At 57.0% G+C, this 19,708-nt stretch carries 14 protein-coding genes; 8 read left to right on the forward strand and 6 right to left on the reverse strand.

What is annotated here, in order from left to right:
• Nucleotides 1-58: 58 nt before the first annotated feature.
• The gene (locus FJE54_RS09415) at nt 59-1,462 is read right to left on the reverse strand and encodes an MFS transporter (RefSeq protein WP_139652539.1); all 1,404 of its coding nucleotides are present in this window, start codon (nt 1,460-1,462) and stop codon (nt 59-61) included.
• 1,012 nt (nt 1,463-2,474) lie between these two features.
• Entirely contained in the window at nt 2,475-3,698 is a 1,224-nt protein-coding gene (locus FJE54_RS09425) for an MFS transporter (RefSeq protein ID WP_180326682.1), read from the reverse strand.
• 488 nt (nt 3,699-4,186) lie between these two features.
• Between FJE54_RS09425 and FJE54_RS09430 the strand changes: the two genes are divergently transcribed.
• The 3 genes from FJE54_RS09430 (at nt 4,187) to FJE54_RS09440 (ending at nt 8,462) form a co-directional block, all read left to right on the forward strand.
• Nucleotides 4,187-6,580 (forward strand): molybdopterin-dependent oxidoreductase, encoded by a 2,394-nt coding sequence (locus tag FJE54_RS09430; protein ID WP_139652541.1) that lies wholly within the window; start codon nt 4,187-4,189, stop codon nt 6,578-6,580.
• Nucleotides 6,581-6,592: 12 nt separating this feature from the next.
• The gene (locus FJE54_RS09435) at nt 6,593-6,940 is read left to right on the forward strand and encodes a 4Fe-4S dicluster domain-containing protein (RefSeq protein WP_139652542.1); all 348 of its coding nucleotides are present in this window, start codon (nt 6,593-6,595) and stop codon (nt 6,938-6,940) included.
• Between the two features lie 250 nt (nt 6,941-7,190).
• A complete protein-coding gene (locus FJE54_RS09440; protein WP_180326683.1) occupies nt 7,191-8,462 on the forward strand; it encodes an MFS transporter in 1,272 nt (423 codons plus the stop codon).
• 502 nt (nt 8,463-8,964) lie between these two features.
• Here the strand turns inward: FJE54_RS09440 and FJE54_RS16050 are convergent.
• Nucleotides 8,965-9,909 carry a PucR family transcriptional regulator gene (locus FJE54_RS16050; protein ID WP_180326684.1) on the reverse strand — a complete coding sequence of 315 codons (945 nt, stop codon included), beginning with the start codon at nt 9,907-9,909 and terminating at the stop codon, nt 8,965-8,967.
• Nucleotides 9,910-10,197: 288 nt separating this feature from the next.
• On the opposite strand from FJE54_RS16050, the gene FJE54_RS16055 reads away from it, so the two are divergent.
• Nucleotides 10,198-10,494: a hypothetical protein gene (locus tag FJE54_RS16055; RefSeq protein ID WP_180326685.1), complete on the forward strand. Its 297-nt coding sequence runs from the start codon at nt 10,198-10,200 to the stop codon at nt 10,492-10,494.
• 378 nt (nt 10,495-10,872) lie between these two features.
• Here the strand turns inward: FJE54_RS16055 and FJE54_RS09450 are convergent, their stop codons facing one another.
• The 3 genes from FJE54_RS09450 to FJE54_RS09460 form a co-directional block, all read right to left on the reverse strand.
• Entirely contained in the window at nt 10,873-11,235 is a 363-nt protein-coding gene (locus FJE54_RS09450; RefSeq protein WP_139652545.1) for a 4Fe-4S dicluster domain-containing protein, read from the reverse strand.
• The gene (locus tag FJE54_RS09455; RefSeq protein ID WP_139652546.1) at nt 11,210-13,591 is read right to left on the reverse strand and encodes a molybdopterin-dependent oxidoreductase; all 2,382 of its coding nucleotides are present in this window, start codon (nt 13,589-13,591) and stop codon (nt 11,210-11,212) included. Before FJE54_RS09455 ends, FJE54_RS09450 begins: the two co-directional genes overlap by 26 nt.
• A gap of 98 nt (nt 13,592-13,689) precedes the next feature.
• A complete protein-coding gene (locus FJE54_RS09460; protein WP_139652547.1) occupies nt 13,690-13,944 on the reverse strand; it encodes a zinc-ribbon domain-containing protein in 255 nt (84 codons plus the stop codon).
• 463 nt (nt 13,945-14,407) lie between these two features.
• Here FJE54_RS09460 and FJE54_RS09465 point away from each other — a divergent pair, with 463 nt between their 5' ends.
• From FJE54_RS09465 to FJE54_RS09480, 4 genes are all read left to right on the forward strand, one after another.
• Complete coding sequence (locus FJE54_RS09465; protein WP_139652548.1) at nt 14,408-15,631, forward strand: MFS transporter; 1,224 nt, start codon at nt 14,408-14,410, stop codon at nt 15,629-15,631.
• A 57-nt stretch (nt 15,632-15,688) separates the two neighbouring features.
• Nucleotides 15,689-16,912, forward strand: coding sequence for an MFS transporter (locus tag FJE54_RS09470; RefSeq protein WP_139652549.1), 1,224 nt, complete (start codon nt 15,689-15,691; stop codon nt 16,910-16,912).
• An 88-nt stretch (nt 16,913-17,000) separates the two neighbouring features.
• Nucleotides 17,001-19,304, forward strand: a complete 2,304-nt coding sequence (locus FJE54_RS09475; RefSeq protein ID WP_255467335.1) for a molybdopterin-dependent oxidoreductase — start codon at nt 17,001-17,003, stop codon at nt 19,302-19,304.
• On the forward strand, nt 19,297-19,632 hold the full coding sequence (locus tag FJE54_RS09480) for a 4Fe-4S dicluster domain-containing protein (RefSeq protein ID WP_139652550.1): 336 nt from the start codon (nt 19,297-19,299) through the stop codon (nt 19,630-19,632). Before FJE54_RS09475 ends, FJE54_RS09480 begins: the two co-directional genes overlap by 8 nt.
• The last annotated feature ends 76 nt before the right edge of the window (nt 19,633-19,708 follow it).

The raw sequence follows: 19,708 nt of genomic DNA on the forward strand, positions 1-19,708 counted from the left end.
GGCGGAGTGGCTATGTTGTTGTTTAAACTCCTCCCGAGTGCTCAACGCTGGCGAGCGATTAGTCTTCGGGTGATACATCGATGCCTAAATCCCGTGCCGCGATTTCGTCGATCGAAAGGTGCATGTTTTCGTTTTTGATGATGAACAACGTCACGAGTATGCCGCAAGCTGCAGGCAGGCAGAAGAACAGCATCGTTTGAGCGTATGTGCCGTTCATCGCAAGGACGGCGCCGCAGACGATAGGAGCGATCGCTCCGCCGAAGCGGCCGAATGCGCTCGTCATGCCAGAAGCGCCGTTTCTGAACTCCGTGGGATAGGTCTCGTCTACCATGGAGTTAACGTCCGTCGTGGCGTAATTGACAGCGAAGCCCAAAAAGATCATGGAGAATATTACGAGTGGGAACGGGCTTTCGACGAAAGCACAAGCTATGCAGGCGAGAATGACGCAGGTAAAGCCAATGAATAAATTCTTCCGACGTCCGAGAATATCGTTGAGGGCTCCCACACTGACGTTCGCGCATACTGCCGCTACATTTTGAATGAGGGCTAGCGTGTAAGCCCCTTCGAGAGAATAGCCCTTTTCCAGAAGCAAGGAGGGCAGCCATGCGTTCACGCCATACACCGTAAACGTTGCGCATAAGTGGCAAAGCCATAGCCCAATAGTCGTTCTGATATAGGGCTTCGAGAACATCTTCAGAGCGTTTGCGCCCTGGGCTTTGATGGGAACATGCAATAGTTCGGGATCGAATACGTACTCGTCTTTACCTTTTGTAGCGATTTTCTGACACCATGTGAGCTCTTTGCAGGCTTCCTCCAACCGTCCCCTCATCGCAAGCCACTGGGGGCTTTCGTGCATAAAGAAATGCAGAAAGACGCCGAAGATAAACGGAATGAATCCCAGCAGATAACAAAATCTCCACCCGAATGCGGGGATCACGAGCATGGACACGACAGCCGCAGATGCCCAGCCTGCAACCATGTAGGCCATTACGACCGCAATAAAGGTGCCGCGCTTTTTTGAAGGCGCGAACTCTACAATGTAAGTCTGGCATGTGGGAATGCACATCCCGGTACCGAAACCCGCCACTACGCGGAATAGAGCGAACAGCTCGTAGTTCGGTGCGAAGTAAATGGCTCCTGTGAAGATCGAGTACCAGAGAATGCCGATGGTAAGGTTTTTCCTCCTTCCGATTTTATCGCCGATGGATCCTCCGACTATGCCGCCGATAACCATGCCTATCAATCCCCATGACGCAAGACTGCCCTGGACAACGGAATCGAGGCTCCATTCAGCGGAGATTTGATGCATCGTGTACGAGACGATCATGTAATCGTAGCCTTCGAAAAATATAGCGAAACCTACCGCTATGCATACCAAGATCGGCAAACGACTGACGCCCCATGAATCCATCACTTCTGAAACCGTGAATTTTTTGCCATCCCCAAACTTTTGTCTTTCCATGCTAACCCCTCAGATCTACATTGGAAATTGTATGTTTGCCTTACGGCGGCAGAAGGCATAAACCCGTACCATAGGATGCTGGATTGTTCGGCGTGGGCTACGGCGGCAAAAGCCCCTGATCTTCAGCATGCTTTCGGGTTTTCAGCATCATATACTGCTCTGTTCCATGGTGCTTCCATGCTGCGCATGTTGAAACAAAAACGAGCTTTTATCTCATTGCGGGAAAACGAGTGCTTGCTCATCTGGAGCGAAATCTCTGTCAGAAGAAAATCGGTTGGGAGCCTGGTTTATGATGTATGGGAGTACAGATATGATACTGGCTTTGCGTTGCATCTGGGAATCGAACTTGGTGATGGGTGCCAAGGTGTTCGATCGCTAACGCGAAAGGGACCCAGTATGCGCTGGGTCCCTTTCGCTCTGCTTACTTTTCATTCGCCTTATTGACCGGGCGCTTTTGGAGCACCAGGAGCGCCAGGTGCCTTGGGCGCACCAGGTGCTCCTGGTGCTTTGGGGGCTCCAGGCGCACCGGGTACGCCGGGCGCTCCCGGGGCGGCCGTTGCAGGGAGAGGTTTTCCGCAGGAGGCGCACTCGCTCGCCGAAGAATCGTTGTCCGCTCCGCACTCGGCGCATTTCTTGTTCGTGTCAATAGTTGGTGGTCTGAAGCACATGGGATTCTCTTTTCTGCTTGCTGGTATTTGATGAGGCCTGAGAATGCGAAACATATTGGGTAAGGCCGAATTCGAATCGCATTCCGATAGAAGAAGTATAGGATTTTGGAAAAATGCTTTCCTATGGAGATTGCTCCAAAAGACTTTGAGATTTTTTGGAAACTCCTCCGATTCCCAGCTGCGCGATCTTCCTTGAGGCGATTGCGCCGGGGTTTCGCACAGCCAGAAGGCGGTTGCTTTTCGATCGCGTTCGAAAAAACCCGCCCTGTTGCCAAGGCGGGTTCGAAAAGCATCGTGCCGGTTTTCGATCTCATGCCGATAGGATAAAGAGCATTCCCAACCGTCTACTTGTTTGCGGATTCTACGGCGTATTTCCCGCAGCGCATCATGAAGACGATGGCGCAGATCACGCCGATGATGCCGACGGCGGCCAACGGAGCAGCCGTCATCGCCCAGCTGCCCGTAGCGTCGACGATGGCGCCAGCCGATGTTGCAGCTGGAATGCCGCCGAAATTCGACCCGATGGGAAGCGCTGCCATGACGAGTGCGACGCCCGCGGGGGTTTTCGCAGCCCATTGCGCGTTTTGGAACAGGCAAGGGGGAACGATGTTCGTAGCAAGACCGACTGCGGCGGCGATAACGATCATAACGGCCGCTCCCGTGAACGTGAACATGATGGTGCCGACAGCGGCGCAGACGATCATCGCGACAACGAGTACCGCAGGGTGATTTTTGACCTTGCTGAGAATGACGCCCATGATAAGCGATCCGATGATGCCCGTGATCGTTGTGATAGACGATACGGAATTGGCCGTTGCCATGTCCATACCGACGAGCGGCGTTTGGAGGAAGGTCGGGCTCATGGCGGACCACACGGAGAAAATGTAGGCGAAGCAGGCGAACACGATCACCAGGAGCCACGAATTAAGCGAGGTCAATCCAGCCCATGGCTTCACGTCGCCTCCAGACACCATAGCCATTTCCTCAGCATGGTCGATTCGGATGAAGAAGATGGTTACGAGAAGAGCGATAGCGTTTACGACGACGCATACCCACCAAACACCCTGCCAGCTGCCGGTTGTCTGAATGAGAAACGCGAATGAGTTGAGCATGATGAGGGAGCCGACCGCCGTCCAGCATGCCCAAATCGAGTTCGGAAGACCGCGTTTAGAAGGATCTTTGAACAAAAGGGCGATGAGCGTCGGGCCTGCGGTTGCTAAAAAGCCGTTGCCTAAGCCTCCGATGAAGCGCGAGGCGATGAACACTTCGACATTCGGAGCTAAAACGCCCATGAGAGAATCGACGAGCATGCAGATGAGCGCCGCGATGAGCATACCCTTCGGGCCGATCTTCGTCTGAATCATGCCCGTAGCAAACGCGATAATCGTGCCAGCGACAGAGCAGGCCGACATGAACCAACCAGCTTCGCCGAGGCCGCATTGGAAGTATTCCATGAGCAGCGGCATAGCGGGTGGAACCTTGAAGAATCCGATGGCGAACACTCCGCCCATGATGAATATCAGGATGAAGTTAAGCCAAGCGTTCCCCGTCTTGCTGTTTTCTGACATCGTACCCCCTTCGTTTGTTGGATGTTCCCCTTGCGCTAGAGGTGTCTCTATCCCTCTGCCGCATCGTTGATGCTGAGTTGCCATTGGGCGTTCGCTCAATGATGCGGCAGAGGAAATGAACACACATGCGAGAGCGCAAGCAGTCAACGGATCGACTTCCGAAGAGTATAGAAAACGAAGATTCAAGGTTTCTATGGGATTTGCTCCAAAAAAAAGAGCAGTCTTTTGGAGATTCCTCCGTATCGCCGACCACAAACGGCTCCCTACAATGAACTCGTTTAGGCGAACGGATCCATTTATCCGATTTACGGTTTTTCGTGGGTGGGAACGGCACCGTATATTCCGTTAGCGGCTTATTTCGCCGCATGCAAACAGGCTTGCGTCGCTCAATACGCATGCAGGCAAACCAAGAGATTCGCTTCGAATCTGCCAGATAAGGCGGTTCAGGCGCTGAAAGATCTCAGGAGACGAGTAAGAGAGGAAAAGGTATGGAGTACAACAACGAGTACAACATGGACCTGTACCCGAAGCAGCTGCACTGGAAGGAGGGGGACCTCACGGCAACCCGCACGACCATGTGGTCGGGCCCGGGCTGCCACGAGGGGTGCCAGATCATCTTCTACACCGACGAGGACGGCAAGCTCGTCAAGACGGAGGGCGACCCGAACAGCCCGTTCAACCAGGGCAGGCTCTGCATGCGCTGCCTCGAGCTCCCCGAGCTCGTGAACCACAAGGACCGCCTCAAGTACCCTATGAAGCGCGCGGGGAAGCGCGGCGAGGACAAGTGGGAGCGGGTGAGCTGGGACGAGGCCTACGGCATCATCGAGGAGAAGGTGCGGCAGTTCCAGGAGGAGTCCGGCCCCGAGTCCATCATCTCGATGATCGGCACCGGCAGAAACGTCTCCCAGGTCATCGCCCATAACCAGTACGCCAACTTCGGCGGCCCCGACCTCACGCTGTGCTTCCTCTCGGGCGACTCGTGCATGCTGCCGCGCACGGCGCTGTGCTACGTGGTCATGGGCAACCAGTGGGTGGCCGACATGTCGCAGTTCCGTCCCGACCGCTACGAGAACGACCCGGAGTGGAAGGTTCCCGAGTGCGTCGTGCTCTGGGGAACGAACCCGGTCGTGTGCAACTCCGACGCCTTCCTCGGCCACTGGATCGTCGAGGCCATGAAGCGCGGCAGCGAGCTCATCACCATCGACCCGCAGCTCACGTGGATGGCGGCGAAGTCCAAGTACTGGCTGCGCCTGCGCCCCGGCACCGACGCGGCGCTCGCGCTCGGCATGATGAACGTGATCATCGGCGAGGACCTCGTCGACCGCGACTTCATCGACAAGTGGACCTACGGCTACGAGGCGCTCGCCGAGCGCGTGAAAGAGTACCCGCCCTCGAAGGTCGCCGAGATCTGCTGGATCGAGGAAGAGCTCATCGTGGAAGCCGCCCGCTTCTACGCAAACGCCCATCCCTCGACCATCCAGTGGGGCCTCGCGGTCGACATGTCCAAGATCGGCACTCCGACGGCTCATGCCATCGCTTGTCTTGCGGGCATCACGGGCAACATCGACAACCCGGGCGGCAACATCCTCATCGACCAGGCGTGCGGTCTCGAGTTCGGGTATAATTCGGGAATAGAGTACCTAAAAGAAGGCATGGTTGAGAAGCGCCTGGGCAACTCCAAATACAACCTCAAGAAGTACGGCTTTACTGCCTCGTCTCAGTCCGACGCCATCCTCGAAGCCATCGAGACCGGCCTCGACGAGAAGGGCGACCCGCGCCCGGTGCGGATGCTCTGGATCCAATCCTCGAACCCCATCACCAACATGGGGCAGGATGCTCCGCGCATCTATCGGGCTATGGACAAGGTCGACTTCATCTGCGTGGTCGATCTGTTCAAAACTCCCTACATTGTTGCCTGCGCGGACCTCGTGCTGCCTTGTGCCATGTCCAACGAGCGCGACTGCATCCGCGTGTGGTTCGATCCGGTACGATCGCTCACCAAGTGCTCGAGCTACTACGAAGCCAAGGAAGACGAGCAGATCATGATCGATCTGGGCCACAGGCTTGCACCGGAAAGCTGGCCCGAGTGGGTCAAGGAGCCGCGCGACTACATGAATTGGCGTCTCGAAGTGGGCAACTGCGGCTTCACCATGGAAGAGCTTGAAGAGCAAGGCGGCATGATCTACAACGACTTCCGCTACTACAAGTACGAGAAAGGTCTCCTGCGCCCCGACGGCCAGCCCGGCTTCATGACGCCGACGGGCCGCTACGAGTTCTACATCAGCCTGTTCGACTCCTGGGGCGTCGACCCGCTGCCCTTCTACGAGGAACCGCCGACGAGCCCCGTCGCCACCCCCGAGCTCGCCGAGGAGTACCCGCTCGTGCTCACCACGGGCAAGCGCTCCTTCGAGTTCTTCCACTCCGAGTGGCGCCAGGCCGACACGACCTCGCGCGAGCTGCACCCCGTGCCCTACTTCGACATCCACCCCGACACCGCGGCCGAGTACGGCGTGGCCGAGGGCCAGTGGACCTGGATCGAGAACCAGATGGGCAAGTGCCGCCAGGTCGCGCGCTTCAACGACACGCTCGACCCGCGCGTGATCTCCACCGAGCACGGCTGGTGGTTCCCCGAGCAGGAGGCGGCCGAGCCGAGCCTGTTCGGCGTGTTCGACTGCAACCCGAACAACCTCATCCCGATGTGCGAGAACGGGCCCTCGGGCTACGGCGCGCCCATCAAGTGCGGCATGGCGAAGGTCTACCCCGCGACGCCCGAGAACATGGCACGCGAGGACCAGCCGACCTACCAGGTCACGGCTACCAACGGATACACGCACGGCCCGTCGCACAAGTCCGACGAGCCGAGCTTCTACGACTACCGGTAAGGGGGAGAAGAGATGGCTGACAAGGGACAATACGGCCTCATGGTCGACTACGAGTACTGCTCGGGCTGCCACGCCTGCGAGGTGGCCTGCAAGAAGGAGCACGACATGCCCAAGGGCGACTTCGGGATCAAGGTCCTGCAGGACGGGCCCAGGCTCTCGAGCGACGGGGTGTGGGAGTACGACCACATCCCCGTGCCCACCCACCTGTGCGACCTGTGCGAGGCGCGCGTGTCGGCGGGCAAGCTCCCGACCTGCGTGCACCACTGCCAGGCGGGCGTGATGGTCTACGGGACCCTCGCCGAGCTCGCCGCCAAGGCGGCGTCGGCCGCCAAGGACAAGGTGGTCATCTTCGCGAAGTAGCGTAACCGGGGTCCGGGTTTCGTTGACGAGACCCGGACCGCTTGCGGCCACAGCGGCATGCGTGGTGCTGTGGCCGCAAGCGGCGGGCGGACGTCTTGTTCGCGCCGCCTAACCTGCGATATCAAGATCGGCTGGTCGGTGAAACGACCGGCTAGCGGCATATCGGACGAAAACGGGGGACCGTTGGCGTCCGGCCCGGCACGCAAGGGGCTTGCCGGGTACATGCACCATGTATATAAGGGGGTTAACCATGGAAGAAAAACTCTATCCTTGGCGATGGGCTATCCTCGTAGGCATGACGATTCTTCTCATCAGCCTACAATTCTCGTTCATCGTTCCCGGCGGCGCAGCGATACTCGTTATGCAGGAGTACCAATGCGAGCCGATGATGTTTTCCATGATCATGTCCATTCCGTACTTCTCGGGGGTACTCTTCTGCATGGCCGGAGGCGTCCTTGCCGACCGCCTCGGCCTCGGCAAGGTGTTTGCCGTTGCTTTCGTCATCTCGCTTCTGGGGGCACTTGCCCGTTGCTTCACCATGGACTACTGGACCTTGTTCGTCTCGAGCTTCTTTATGGGAATGGGAGTCGCAGCGCTCAACGCGAACTCCGCGAAACTCTTGCGCCTATGGTTTCCCGGTACGGCTAACTCGTTTGCCATGGGGGTCTACACCGCCGGCATGTCCGGCGGTGCCGCCTTGGCTATCTGGTTCGGCTCCCGCGTGGCTGCCATCCAGGATGCGTGGTGGTTCAGCTTCGGGCTCATGGTCGTCGGCGTCATTGCATGGTTCGCGGTGTATCGCAAGCATCCCGGCGGGGAATTTCGATCGGAGGAGCCCGTCGGCGATTATCTGCGTGTCGTGGTGAAAAACTGGCACGTTTGGGCTGTGGCCATCGTCGCGTTTTTGGTGTTCGGCATGACGAACGTCAACGGCTCGTACATGGTCGCCGCAGTCACCACGCTTATGGGCGATCCGAGTTTGACCGCCGTTGCGGGTGACATGTCTACGCTAAACACCGTCATAGCCTGCATAGCCTCGATGGCGCTGCCTGTGGTGTTCGCGAAACTGTTCAAAAACATGCGAGCGCCGTTCATCATATGCCTTGTGGGTACTGCCGTATGTTTCGCGCTCGTGTTCTTCCTTCCGTACGGACCGATCACCTGGGTGCTGTTCTGCATCCAGCCTATCCTTATGGCATCGGTCATGCCGTTTACGAAGATGCTTCCGACGCTGCTTCCCAGCGTTAAGCCTGAGCACTACGGCGTGGTCGGCGGCATTCAGGCAACGCTCCAGAACTTCGGCATGTTCCTGATCGCCTCCTACATCATTTCGCCGATTGCCATAGCGGCTACCGGAGCGGTTGACGGTGTTCCGTACTATCAGGGAGTATACGTCGCGACGGCGGTGCTGTGCCTCATAGCCGCGTTGTCGCTCTTCCTGTTCCCGAACGTGCGCAGCTCCGTTGGCAGGAAGATAGCCGACGAGACGGCAGCCGCAAAGGCGAAGAAAGCCGAGCGCTAGTTTTGCGTACATGTGCGCTGCGGACAGTGGTAAGCGGTCGGTAGCGCGGGACCTCGAGGCCTCTGCTGCGATCGGCGGAGGCCTCTTTTGGAGGCTGGATATGGGAAGTTGCCATTACTGCATGAATTGCGGGCGATGCCGCGGCGAGAAACCACGTGCATTTTACGTACGGCGGTGCCCTGCGTGCGGGACTATGAACGATATGGGAACGAAGCTCTGCAATTCGTGCGGCGGCTCTCTGCTTCTCGAGCCGGGTACGACGAGTTTCGTCGGTAGCGAAAAACCGGGGGATTCCCACGATGAGACGTGAACGTACGCAGAGCGGCATATTTGCTTAGGCACGGATTGTTGCAAAGACGATGGAGCCGTTGCAGGTGAAAGCGCCTATGCTTTAAGGCGGCATATTGATCAGAATAGCTTGCGATGCTCTATCGTCCGTATACGGAATTGCCCTGCCTGAAAAGAGGTCTGGATTTCTCGATGACTTAGGGCATGGAAACGCTTAGCTTTCCGCATCAGCGAATATCTTCTCGATCGATTCATGGCTGACGGTGAGGAAAAAGACTTTGAAGTCGAGCATCATGCGATCGCGCGCTGTACGCCATGAAAGATCGAAATCGAACCGCTTCTGTATCTTCTCGATGTGGTAAAGAACGGTGTTGCGATGCATGTGCAGTCGCTGAGCCACGGCGGTTGCATTGCGGCCATAGTAGAGGTAAAACCAGAACAGCGCAAGGCAGTTGGTTCCGTTTTGCTGGTCGTCTTCGTATATCTTTTTCAGGATGGTGTGGCTGAAGCAAAACCGCATGAACCGTTCGTCTTTATCGCTCGGGTCGACAAGATAGTACATGAGCGCATCGCCGAACAGGTAGATCCCCTTGGGCATCTCCTGATCGGAGGCGAACTGCTCGCTTGCGATGGTTTGCTTGAGGCCAAGCGCGATTTTCGTTTGCTGGAAAGCGAGGTCGAGGTTCGTGATGTCGGTGAACACCTCCGATACGCCGCTTACGATGCCGAGCGGTTCGTACATGCGTTCACGGAGTTCCTGGATGGTTTTGACGTGCGAGAGCAAGCTGTCGCTTGGGGGAGTGTGACATAAGGCGAGCGTCATGTTCTGATGCGGAAAGCAGAACACGTTTCCCTGGTTTAGGCCGCTTGCAGCCCGAATGGCAAGCGCTGCGCGATCGGGCTCCGTGTCGCCGTCGACCTCAAGTGCGATGAGCTTGTACTCAGTTGAACTATCGAGGCCTATCAGCTCCATTTGGTTGCGTACGTACTCGTCGGTTACGGAAGCATGCTCGAGCATTTTGGTGAAGAAGAAGTAATGGGGCATGTCAAGACGCATGCGCGCTCGCCAAAGGTTTTCACAGAGGGGCATGATGCGTTTTTCCAAGATGGAAAAAAGGTCCACGAGTCCATCGGTAAGCGGCATTTCGTTGCATGACATGGATAGCGATCCGAAATACGTATGGCTTACGTGCAGCGGGCGAGAGAGACGGGCATAGGGTGTGATGTCTGAGGGTGGCTTTATGTACGATGACTTCTCGGGTAACCGCTGCCGTTTCTCTTCGATCATTTGAGGCGTCAAGCAACCGGTTCCTATTATGCGCCGGTGAAGATCGTCGGGTGGTGCAATCAGGGTTGTTCGGGCAATGATGTTGAAGCTGCTATCGGATATGAACATGAAGTTCTTGATGACCGTTGTGCTGGCATCGAGCATTTCGGTTAAGGTGCCGTGGCGGGCGACGATGCGATCCAGCTCGTTTTGCCAGATGAGCAGTTGGGTGAAATACGATTGCATTTTGAAGATGAAATAAGCGAACCGACTCGTTTGCCGGATGACGACCATGCGATCGCACTGCAATTCGGGAACGTTTTTGCCTTCTGCTCGCATCAGTTCCTCGTTGCAAGCATCGGCTGCTTCGTTTTTGCTCGCGAGCACGAGTGCGAAAGCGGTGGGTTTTTCGCGCAGGAGCGCCTCGACTTCATCTTCGCTGCATACAAACAGAAGGTGGGCATCTGCAATGCTTGAGGGGGCTGCGCAATCCACGCTTTCTCGAGATACTGCGGCGAACCACTGGAAGGTTCTGCGTGGCAGCGTATTCGGCTGATAGAGGATTTCGGATTGGGAAAGGAAATCCATGAGCATATTCATGGTAACCGAAGGGAGATTCGCTCCCGTTGCAGGCGAAAAGTCTATATCACGTTCGTTGTGATCTGTCACAGGAACCCCCGCTCTGTGTGCCGATCTGGGAAAAGGTTTTTGTTCAGTATACCATTGCGAACGTCTGTCGCATCTTTCAAGCAGAGGGGATTTACGTATTCCAGGATATCTATAAAGCGGAAGGCCGGCTTGTTGAAGCTACAAGCCGGCCTAACACGCGGTGCAACGTATACGTTTTTCGGGCTGCTACTCCTTTTCGCCGGGAGCGAACAGCACGCATTTCTTGATGTACGTCATCTTCTTAGCGAGATCTTCAACATCGCCGTATTCCATGACCTTCGCCTGGCAGTTATGCACGCAAGCGGGAATCTTGCCGATGTTCAGGCGGTCTTGGCAGACGTCGCACAGGTCGGTGGGTACGGGGAGGTAGAAATAATCCCAGGTACCGTCAGGTTGCTTTGCTGGACCGTATTCCATGATCTTGATGCCAAACTCGCCGTGAGCGAGCTCGTGTTCCTTTTTGCATGCGACTTCGCAGGCGTGGCAGCCGGTGCAGAAATCGTATTGGATGATGAGGCCCTGATTAGAAGTCGAGATGGCAGCGCTCATAGTCCCAACCTCCTTTCTCGATGACTTGCTCGGTGGGAAGAACTTCGCTGTTCGCTTCGGTGCACGGGTATATCTTGCAGAGCAGGCCGTTGTAGGGAGCTCCATATCCGGACTGACCGATGTTGCTTTGCGTGGTCAGGTTGTTGATGTTGGAATCGAACACGCCAAACAGACGCTCGCGATCGCCCTCGGGGAACCACCAACCGTGCTCGGCCATAACGTATTCGGGGTTGAGGCCCGGTGTGATCTTGACGCGCTGTCGGCACCGCCCGCGTTGGTTCTCGATCCACACCCAGTCGCCGTCCTGGACGCCTTGCTGCTCGGCCAGTTCGGGCGCTATCTCGACAAGTGGGTCGGGATGGAACTCGCGCATGGTTTCGAGGTTACGGTGCTCCGAGTGGAAGAACTCCCACGAACGGCGGCCTGTCATGAGGATGAGAGGATATTGCTCGGCCAAATCAGGAGTTGATTCAGGGCTTTCGCGAGGCTCTTCGTAGTACGGCGCGAGCGGAAGGCCAAACTGCTGGAACAGAAGCGGCGTAAACTCGAAGCGGCCCGTGTAGGTGTTGAAGCCGGGCTTGCCGTCATAGCGGACCTCGCCGGTTTCATATTTCTTATAATGCCACTCGGGCCACACGATGACCTTCTTCGTGAGCTCTTCGAAGGTGAGATCGGTGTTCGATTCGGAAAGGATCTGGTTCATCCAGCCGATATCGGTGTCGGGAATGGGGCTGTCGGGATTTAGGCGGTTGCACAGCTCGGCCACCAGTTCCTCGTCTGTTTTGCACTCGTAGTAGCGATCGGATGCTTTGCGGATGACGCGCAGGGGCCACCACCATGCACGCAAAGAGTTGCGTTCCGGGCCCATGGCGATGGGCAGCACTAGCTCGCAGTACGCCATAGCGGAGGGAGTCAGCACATAGTTTATGTCGACGTTGAACTCGGAGTGGTTCACCATGGCGTCGTAGATGCGCGGTGCCTCGGTGGCCATGTTGCTGATGGGGTTGGTCGAATAAAGCACGAACATTTTCAAAGGAAAATTTTCGCCGACGTCGTTGAGCTTGCCGTCGGATTCGAGCGTCTCTAAAACCACGTCCTCCTGCGCCATGTTTCCTACATCGCCTTGCGCATGCATGGGATAGCGGTTGTTGCCGAGGATCATTTTGCGCTGGTCCTCGGGAACGAAGCGCCAGTTGCTCCCTGTGGAAAGGGCAAGATTGAATGCGTGGTCGACCATAAGCAGGTTGCCGCCGGGAACGTCGATGTTGCCCGTCATGCCGACGATACCCATGATGGTCTGTCCTGCGGGTGTGGCTGCTACTTGCTGGTCGAGCTTCAGCCCCCATTGAAGGGAGCAAGGCTTCGCCGACCCGATGAACCGGGCGGAGCTGCGGATGGTTTCGGCATCGAGGCGGCAGATCCGCGCCGCGTCCTCGACGCTCATGGTGCGGCAGCCCTCGATGAAGGCATCGTAGCCGTAGCTCCATAGATCGATGAATTCGTGATCGATGAGATCCTCTTCGTCGATCACGTTGGCGATGGCCATGGCAAGTGCCGCATCGGTCGCGGGACGCAGGGGAAGCCAGTACTTCGCTTTCGCTGCAAGCCACGTAAGGCGAGGATCGACGACGACAAGCTCGCTTCCGCGCTTCATGGCTTCGATGATCCAGTGACCCAAGAAGCCGTCGGGGTTCGATACGAGCGGGCTGTTGCCCCATACGAGAATGCATTCGGGAACAACGTAGTCGGGGGAATCGAAGCGCTCGGGAAGCGCTTGCGACATGTCCGAGATGATGAAGCAGCCGGCCATGAGCGCCATAACCGAAGCGCGCGGCCCGTAGCACGAGCTGCCCGACAGGAAGCCGCCGGTGTCGGAGGGGCTGTTGAAGCCAACGTAGCACAGGGCCGTGGAATGGAAGAACGTCGTGTTGCGCCCCGTGCCCTGCTGCACGACGATCGAGCCTGAGCCGTATTCCTTTTGGAAATAGCGAACCTTCTCTTCGATGAGATCGAACGCTTCGTCCCAGCTGATGCGCTCCCACGTGTCTTTGCCTCGGTCTTCGAAAGCGCGTTTCATGGGGTACTTTAGGCGATCCTGCGAATACATGGCCTCGACGATGTCAAGGCAGCGCATACACAGGGCTCCTCTGCTGTAGCCGTTGGCGGGGTCGCCTTCGACTTTCGCAAGCTTTCCATCCTTGTCAACGTAGGCGAGGATGCCGCATCCGTCGTGGCACCCCGGTGCCGTCCATTGCGTCGTGCGGTAGACCGTGTAATTTCCCTCCTCCCAATGGTCGAGGTCGCTGCGATAGATTTCGGGGTTGTACTGGTTTCCCTCTAAAAACTTCTTAACCATCGTCTCACTTCCTTCCGTTTGAACTCGTGTACCTGTATCGTAAAAAGCCTCGCTCGCGCGCCATCCCCTTGCTGGTGCCACGATCGGCGCTGCGGCGCTTAGCTGTTTTTCGGCGCTTCGGGAGCCTGGGGAGCACCTGGTGCGGCGGGGGCGCCGGGAGCCTGGGGTGCTCCTGGGGCGGCAGGAGCACCGGGAACTCCGGGAGCGCCGGGAGCGCCGATATTCGGGACGGGCATGGCGCTTGCGGGAAGCTCGGCTCCGCAGTCGGGACAGACCGTGTCGTTGGGTTGGCAGGTCTTCCCGCATGCGGGGCATTTCTTGTCGGCGGATATGGCAGCAGGTCTAAAACACATACGTATTCCTTTCGCGAGATTTGAAAAGGGGATCGTGGATCGGTGGCCAATGGGTTTGGCCCGACTCCTTGCTGCATCGTATCAACCGGTTTCGGGTCTGTCCCTCGTCTGGCAGTTTGCACGTGGAAAAGGTGCCTCATACTACCTGTATGAATTGGTTGGATGGGGGGAATGCATACTGTTCGATAATGGTTCGACAACGAAGATTTTGAGAAGGTAAGCCGTAGCGGCGGGGCCTGAGGAAATGCGGCGGGTCCAGAGCGCATATATGGCTGCTGAACTGCATGTATAAAACAGTGGGTCAAATCGATTACGCGATGGTGTACTGGCAGAAAAGCGGCGAAGCGGTACTTTGGTGCGGGGTCGGCACCGGGTTTTCTCGTCGACGTACAACGTTTCGAAGAGCAGTTTCAGGTATTCCGGCGGGTCGAACGATTGGCGGCAATCTACAAGGGGGTAGACGATGGAATATGCTCGCAAGCACGATGAATCGCAGTGGGGGAAAGGCAGGAAATCGAAAGTCGGCGCCAAGGCGGCGTTATTGCTAAGCGGCGATGACGGTATGGTGCAGACAGCGCTTATATCACCGTTGCTGGCAAGCATTGCGATCGCGTACCCTGATGCAACCGAGCTTTTGCTCGATCAAGCCATGTCGGTGACTGCGATGACGATGCTTCCCGCCATGCTGTGCTCGAGCGTTCTGGCCCGTTATTTCAATAAGAAGCGGCTAATCATGTTCGGCACAGTGCTTTTCATGCTTGCGGGGCTTTCAGCTATGCTGGCTCCCGACATGGGGGTTCTAATTCTTACGCGGGCGATTCTCGGTATCGGTGCCGGCATCGCATTCCCGCTTGTTCCTTCATCGATAGCCTACCTGTTCGGCGAGCATGAGAAAAACCAGATGCTCGGATGGATGAACGCATGCGGTTCGTTTCTCTCTTTCACGTTGAGCATGGCTGCGGGGTGGGTTGCCCTTGTCGATTGGAAACTGGCATTCTTGTTCTATTTGATCTTCATTCCGATTCTCGTTCTGCAGTATCTGTTCCTCCCGAACTTCAAACCGGAAAAACGCGAAGCATCCGAGCATGGACTTGCCAAAGAACCCTTGAACTGGAAGATGTGGTTTGTGGGCATCAGTATGCTCTTGTTCATGGTGCTCGCCATGGTTGCAACCTTCAAGTTGTCGCTTTTCGTCGAACTCAACGGGTTGGGGACTTCGGCTGACAGCGGTATGGGCATTTCGTTCATGACGTGCGCATCGTTTCTTATCAGCCTCTTTTTCGCACCGTATCTCGAAAAGCTCAAGCGGTTCGCTCCTGCGCTCTCGTTGTGCTTTGCCGCTGCTGCTTTTTTCACGCTTTCCGCCGCCCAGAGCGTTTGGATGGTGTTTGCGGGCATGGTGTTGCTCGGATTATGCATGGGTACCATCAACCCCTTCTTCATGTCCGCCATGTCGATCGTTGCACCCGATACGCGCAAGACGCTTGGGATGACCATGATGTGCATCTTCCAACTTGGGGGTCAGATATTCACGCCGTATTACATGATGCTGGTCGGTTCTCTGGGCTTCGCCGATGAACGCGCTTTGTTCGGTTTCACGGCTGGTGTGTTTTTTGTTGTTGCCATCGCCGTTGCCGCGTTCGCACTTCTCGTGATGGGTAAGGAAAGGAGGCAACCTGCAGAGTAGTTCGTTGCATTGCGGCGAAAGCCGTCTGTCTCGTACGTATCGTTTAAGGAGGGTTTTATGTCAAGTATAGCGAAGGCCTTGAATATGAAAGAGGCCTGGGGTGTCTATGCTCTCTACATCATGGTTGCGGGCGCTGGGGCCGTTACGCCCGCGTTGGCGGCGTTCGGCGCGGCGTTTCCCGATGCCGATCCGGTGACGATCAGCTTGATCCAGAGCTTGCCGTCGCTGACCACTATCATCGGCACGTTGTTCATCGGAGCCGTCGCTGGCAAGAAGATTCCGTTCAAGGTGGCGGGCATCGTGGCTTTGCTCGTGTACTTCGTGTTCGGCTGCCTGCCTGCCGTTTGGAACGATTCGCTCACGTCGATCCTCATTGCGCGCGCCTTGGTTGGGTTCGGCATGGGTATGGTTTCTCCCCTCGGCGCCGCGATTTTCCTCCGTCTCGTCGACAAGAAGGAAGACCGCTCCAAATACCTCGGTCGCGGCGGAGCCGTGCAGCAAGCGGGGTGCGTCGTCCTCACGCTTCTTGGGGGATTCCTCTGTGCCATCGATTGGCGACTGACGTTTTGGGCGTACGGTCTCGCTCTGGTTGCCCTTCTTATCTTCGTCATCTGCTTCAAGGAGCCGCCAACGCTTGCGGAGGAAGCCGCTGCCGAAGGTAAGACCGAGGAGAAGTCGCGCATCCCTTCGACGGCGTGGTTCTTCATCGTCGTGTTTTTGCTTGCCCAGGTGGTGTGCAGTCCGACCATGATGAATTTCTCCACGCTCATGGCTACGAATATTCCCGGCGAAGATCCGACAACGGTTGCAGGTATCGCTGGCACGCTGCTTTCGGTCTTCGTGCTCGCAGGCGTTGTTTCGTCGGTGCTCATGGATAAGCTCGTAGGACTCTTCGGCAAGTTCACTGGTGCTGCCGCGTTGGTCATCACCCTTGTCGGCAATATCATCATCGCCAATGCCAACTCGGTCGTGTTGTTCACGATCGGTATCCTCATCTTCGGCTTCGGCTGGTGCCTCGTCATTCCCGTGATCAACCTCGAATGCGGCAATGTGACCAACAAAGCGGGCCTCGCGATGGTCGCCTCGCTCGTCATGGTTGCCATGAACCTCGGTAACTTCGCCGCATCCTACTACATGGGAGCTGTGTTCTCGATCGTCGGCAACAACCCGTCGATGTGTCTGCTTGTCGACTCCGCAGCGTTTGCGGTGCTTGCGATCGTGTGGGCAGTATTCAACATGCGCAACAAAGCATGGAGCAAAGACGCTTCAATAGAGAAGTAAGCCATATTGCGCAGGATTTGGACGAACTTGCAAGAAAGATAAGCGGGCGGCACGGCTGCGTGCCGCCCGTGAAGAGAAGGGAGAAACCGTGGCATTTGGAACGTTTACAACGCCGATTTCGTGGCAAGAGGGGGAGTATACCGTTACGCGCACCAACTCTTGGTCGCCGCCGGGCGATCATCCGACTGGTGCCGGCATGCTTCTGTACGTGAAGGACGGCATTCTCGAGAAAGTCGAGGGCGATCCCGAGCAGTCTATCACAAAAGGTGCCATGCCCATCCGCATGCTGTCTCTTCCCGAATACGTGTACAGCCCGTACCGTATACTCCACCCCCTGAAGCGTGCCCGCGAAGAGCGCGGCAACGATGCTGCATGGGAGCAGGTGTCGTGGGATGAGGCGTACGACCTTATTGTCGAGAATGTGCGTCGCTGCACGGAACAGTACGGCTCGAACTCGATCGCGACGTTCGTGGGCACCGGTCGCGAGGCGGGAAACTGGGGTCCCACCATGTCGTGCCGTGTGTTCAACAGCCCCAACATAGTCTACATGCAATCTGGATGGTCGTGCTACGGACCGCGCATGGCCTGCACGTCGTACGTGCTCGGTGCGCCGTACCCCGAGCTCGATTACGCCTCCCAGTATCCGACGAGCTACGACGATCCCCGTTGGAAGTGCCCCGAGGTCATCCTTATCTGGGGCAAAGAGCCGTTGAAGTCGAACCCCGACGGATTCTGGGGCCATTCGATCGTCGACATGTATGCCATGGGGACCAAGTTTATCGTCGTAGATCCGCGCTTGACGTGGGAAGCGGCTCGCGCCGACATCTGGCTTCAAGTGCGTCCGGGCACTGATGCTGCTCTCGGTATGGCATTTTGCAACGTCATCATCTCGGAAGACCTGTACGATCACGACTTCGTGGAAAAGTGGTGCTTCGGGTTCGAGCAGTTCGCTGAACGCGTGCAAACCATGAGCCCCGCCCAGGCAGCGAAGATCTGCGAAGTACCCGAGGAGAAGATCGTCGAAGCAGCCCGCATGTACGCGAAAGCCGATCCCGCCGCTCTGCAGTGGGGGCTTGCCGTTGACCAGAAGCCAAACGGCATCCAGATGGGTTTCTGCTGTCTAGCCATGATGGCTATCACGGGCAACATCGACAATCCAGGCGGCAACATCATGGGCGCCATCGACATCGGCGGTTTGGGTTCGGGCTATACCGATCTCGATCCGCAAAGCAAAGTCAACGAGATGATCGGCGTCGACGAGTACCCTGCCATGGTCCGCACTCAACAGTTCACGCATCCCGATACCGTGCTCGACGAGTTGGAAAAAGAGGACACGATCTTCCATATGGGGTTCTTCACGAGCGCCAACGCGATAGCAAATCCCTGCAACTTGCCCGAGCGCTGGGAGAAGGCCCTGAACAAGCTCGAGTTCAACGTTGTCATGGACATCGTCATGACGCCGACTGCCGAGGCGCTGTGCGATGTGTTCTTGCCCGTGAACACGTACGCCGAGCGCGACATGTATGTAGCGACCCATTACGGCGCATGCGGTACGTGGATCGGTGCCATCAAGAAGGCGATCACCGTCGGCGAGGCGAAGTCCGATATTACCATTATGCGGGAGCTTGGCACGCGACTGCGCCCCGAGCTGTGGGAGCAGTACGAAACCGATATCGAGTACATCGACGACCAGAAGCTCTGTACACTCAGCACGCCCGACGGACGGCCCCTCACTATGCAGGATCTGTTCGATCATGGGTGCTATCACGTGGACTACGAGTACAAGAAGTACGAAAAAGGCCTGCTCCGCCCCGACGGCCAGCCGGGCTTTATGACTCCCACGGGTCGTATCGAGCTGTACTCGACTATGCTCGAAGCGTGGGGCGACGATCCTCTGCCGTACTACGAAGAGCCTCCGACATCCCCTGTTTCAACACCCGATTACGCGAAGGAATACCCCTTGGTGCTTTCGACAGGTGCACGCACGTGGTCGTACTTCCATTCCGAGCAGCGCCACGTGCCCCTTCTGCGCGAGGTTGAACCGTGGCCGCTTGTCGATATCAACCCTAAGGATGCCGCGAAATACGGTTTGAACGACGGCGATTGGGTGTGGTTGGAAAACGACAACGGGCGCTGCAAGATGAAGCTCTCGGTTGAGCCGGGCCAAAAGGAAGGTGCTCTCGCATCCCAACACGGTTGGTGGTATCCGGAGCGCGAAGCCTCGGCACCGTCGCTGTTCGACGTGTACGAAGTTAACGTAAACAATCTGGTTCCATACAAGACTATCGGGAAGCTCGGATGGGGCGCTCCGTTCAAGTGCCTCATGTGCAAGGTGTACAAGGCAGATCCCCCCGCCGACATCGATAGGATCGAGGAGGTCTACCATGGCTAAAAAGGGCTTGATGATCGATTATCTGCTGTGCACGGGCTGCCATTCGTGCGAAGTGTCGTGCAAGCTCGAAAAGAAGCTTTCCACGGGTGCGTACGGCATCAAGCTCGCCGAAGACGCACCGTGGCAGATCGACGAAGACACATGGGAATACAAATGGCTACCTGTGCCGACCCAGCTCTGCGACCTGTGCGAGGATCGAACGGCCGAGGGCAAAGAACCGAGCTGTGTTGTGCACTGCTGCTCGCATTGCATGCATTACGGCGATCTCGATGAACTTGCGAAAAAGATGGACGAGCTCGACCGCAAGGCGGTGCTCTATACGATTTAGCCTGGTTTTCGAATCGGGAACCGTGCGGCGGCCTTCGCCCGAAGCGTACGCGAAGGCCGCCGCCAGAAGAGAAAGG

It is taken from the genome of Raoultibacter phocaeensis (genome assembly GCF_901411515.1).
Classification (GTDB): Bacteria; Actinomycetota; Coriobacteriia; order Coriobacteriales; family Eggerthellaceae; genus Raoultibacter; species Raoultibacter phocaeensis.

Excerpts from the sequence above, each read along its gene's own strand:
- FJE54_RS09440 (WP_180326683.1), top strand. The coding sequence starts at position 7,191 with ATGGAAGAAAAACTCTATCCTTGGCGATGGGCTATCCTCGTAGGCATG.
- FJE54_RS09415 (WP_139652539.1), bottom strand. The coding sequence starts at position 1,462 with ATGGAAAGACAAAAGTTTGGGGATGGCAAAAAATTCACGGTTTCAGAA.
- FJE54_RS09430 (WP_139652541.1), top strand. The coding sequence starts at position 4,187 with ATGGAGTACAACAACGAGTACAACATGGACCTGTACCCGAAGCAGCTG.
- FJE54_RS09465 (WP_139652548.1), top strand. The coding sequence starts at position 14,408 with ATGGAATATGCTCGCAAGCACGATGAATCGCAGTGGGGGAAAGGCAGG.
- FJE54_RS09425 (WP_180326682.1), bottom strand. The coding sequence starts at position 3,698 with ATGTCAGAAAACAGCAAGACGGGGAACGCTTGGCTTAACTTCATCCTG.
- FJE54_RS09450 (WP_139652545.1), bottom strand. The coding sequence starts at position 11,235 with ATGAGCGCTGCCATCTCGACTTCTAATCAGGGCCTCATCATCCAATAC.
- FJE54_RS09435 (WP_139652542.1), top strand. The coding sequence starts at position 6,593 with ATGGCTGACAAGGGACAATACGGCCTCATGGTCGACTACGAGTACTGC.
- FJE54_RS16050 (WP_180326684.1), bottom strand. The coding sequence starts at position 9,909 with ATGTCATGCAACGAAATGCCGCTTACCGATGGACTCGTGGACCTTTTT.
- FJE54_RS09470 (WP_139652549.1), top strand. The coding sequence starts at position 15,689 with ATGTCAAGTATAGCGAAGGCCTTGAATATGAAAGAGGCCTGGGGTGTC.
- FJE54_RS09480 (WP_139652550.1), top strand. The coding sequence starts at position 19,297 with ATGGCTAAAAAGGGCTTGATGATCGATTATCTGCTGTGCACGGGCTGC.
- FJE54_RS09460 (WP_139652547.1), bottom strand. The coding sequence starts at position 13,944 with ATGTGTTTTAGACCTGCTGCCATATCCGCCGACAAGAAATGCCCCGCA.
- FJE54_RS09455 (WP_139652546.1), bottom strand. The coding sequence starts at position 13,591 with ATGGTTAAGAAGTTTTTAGAGGGAAACCAGTACAACCCCGAAATCTAT.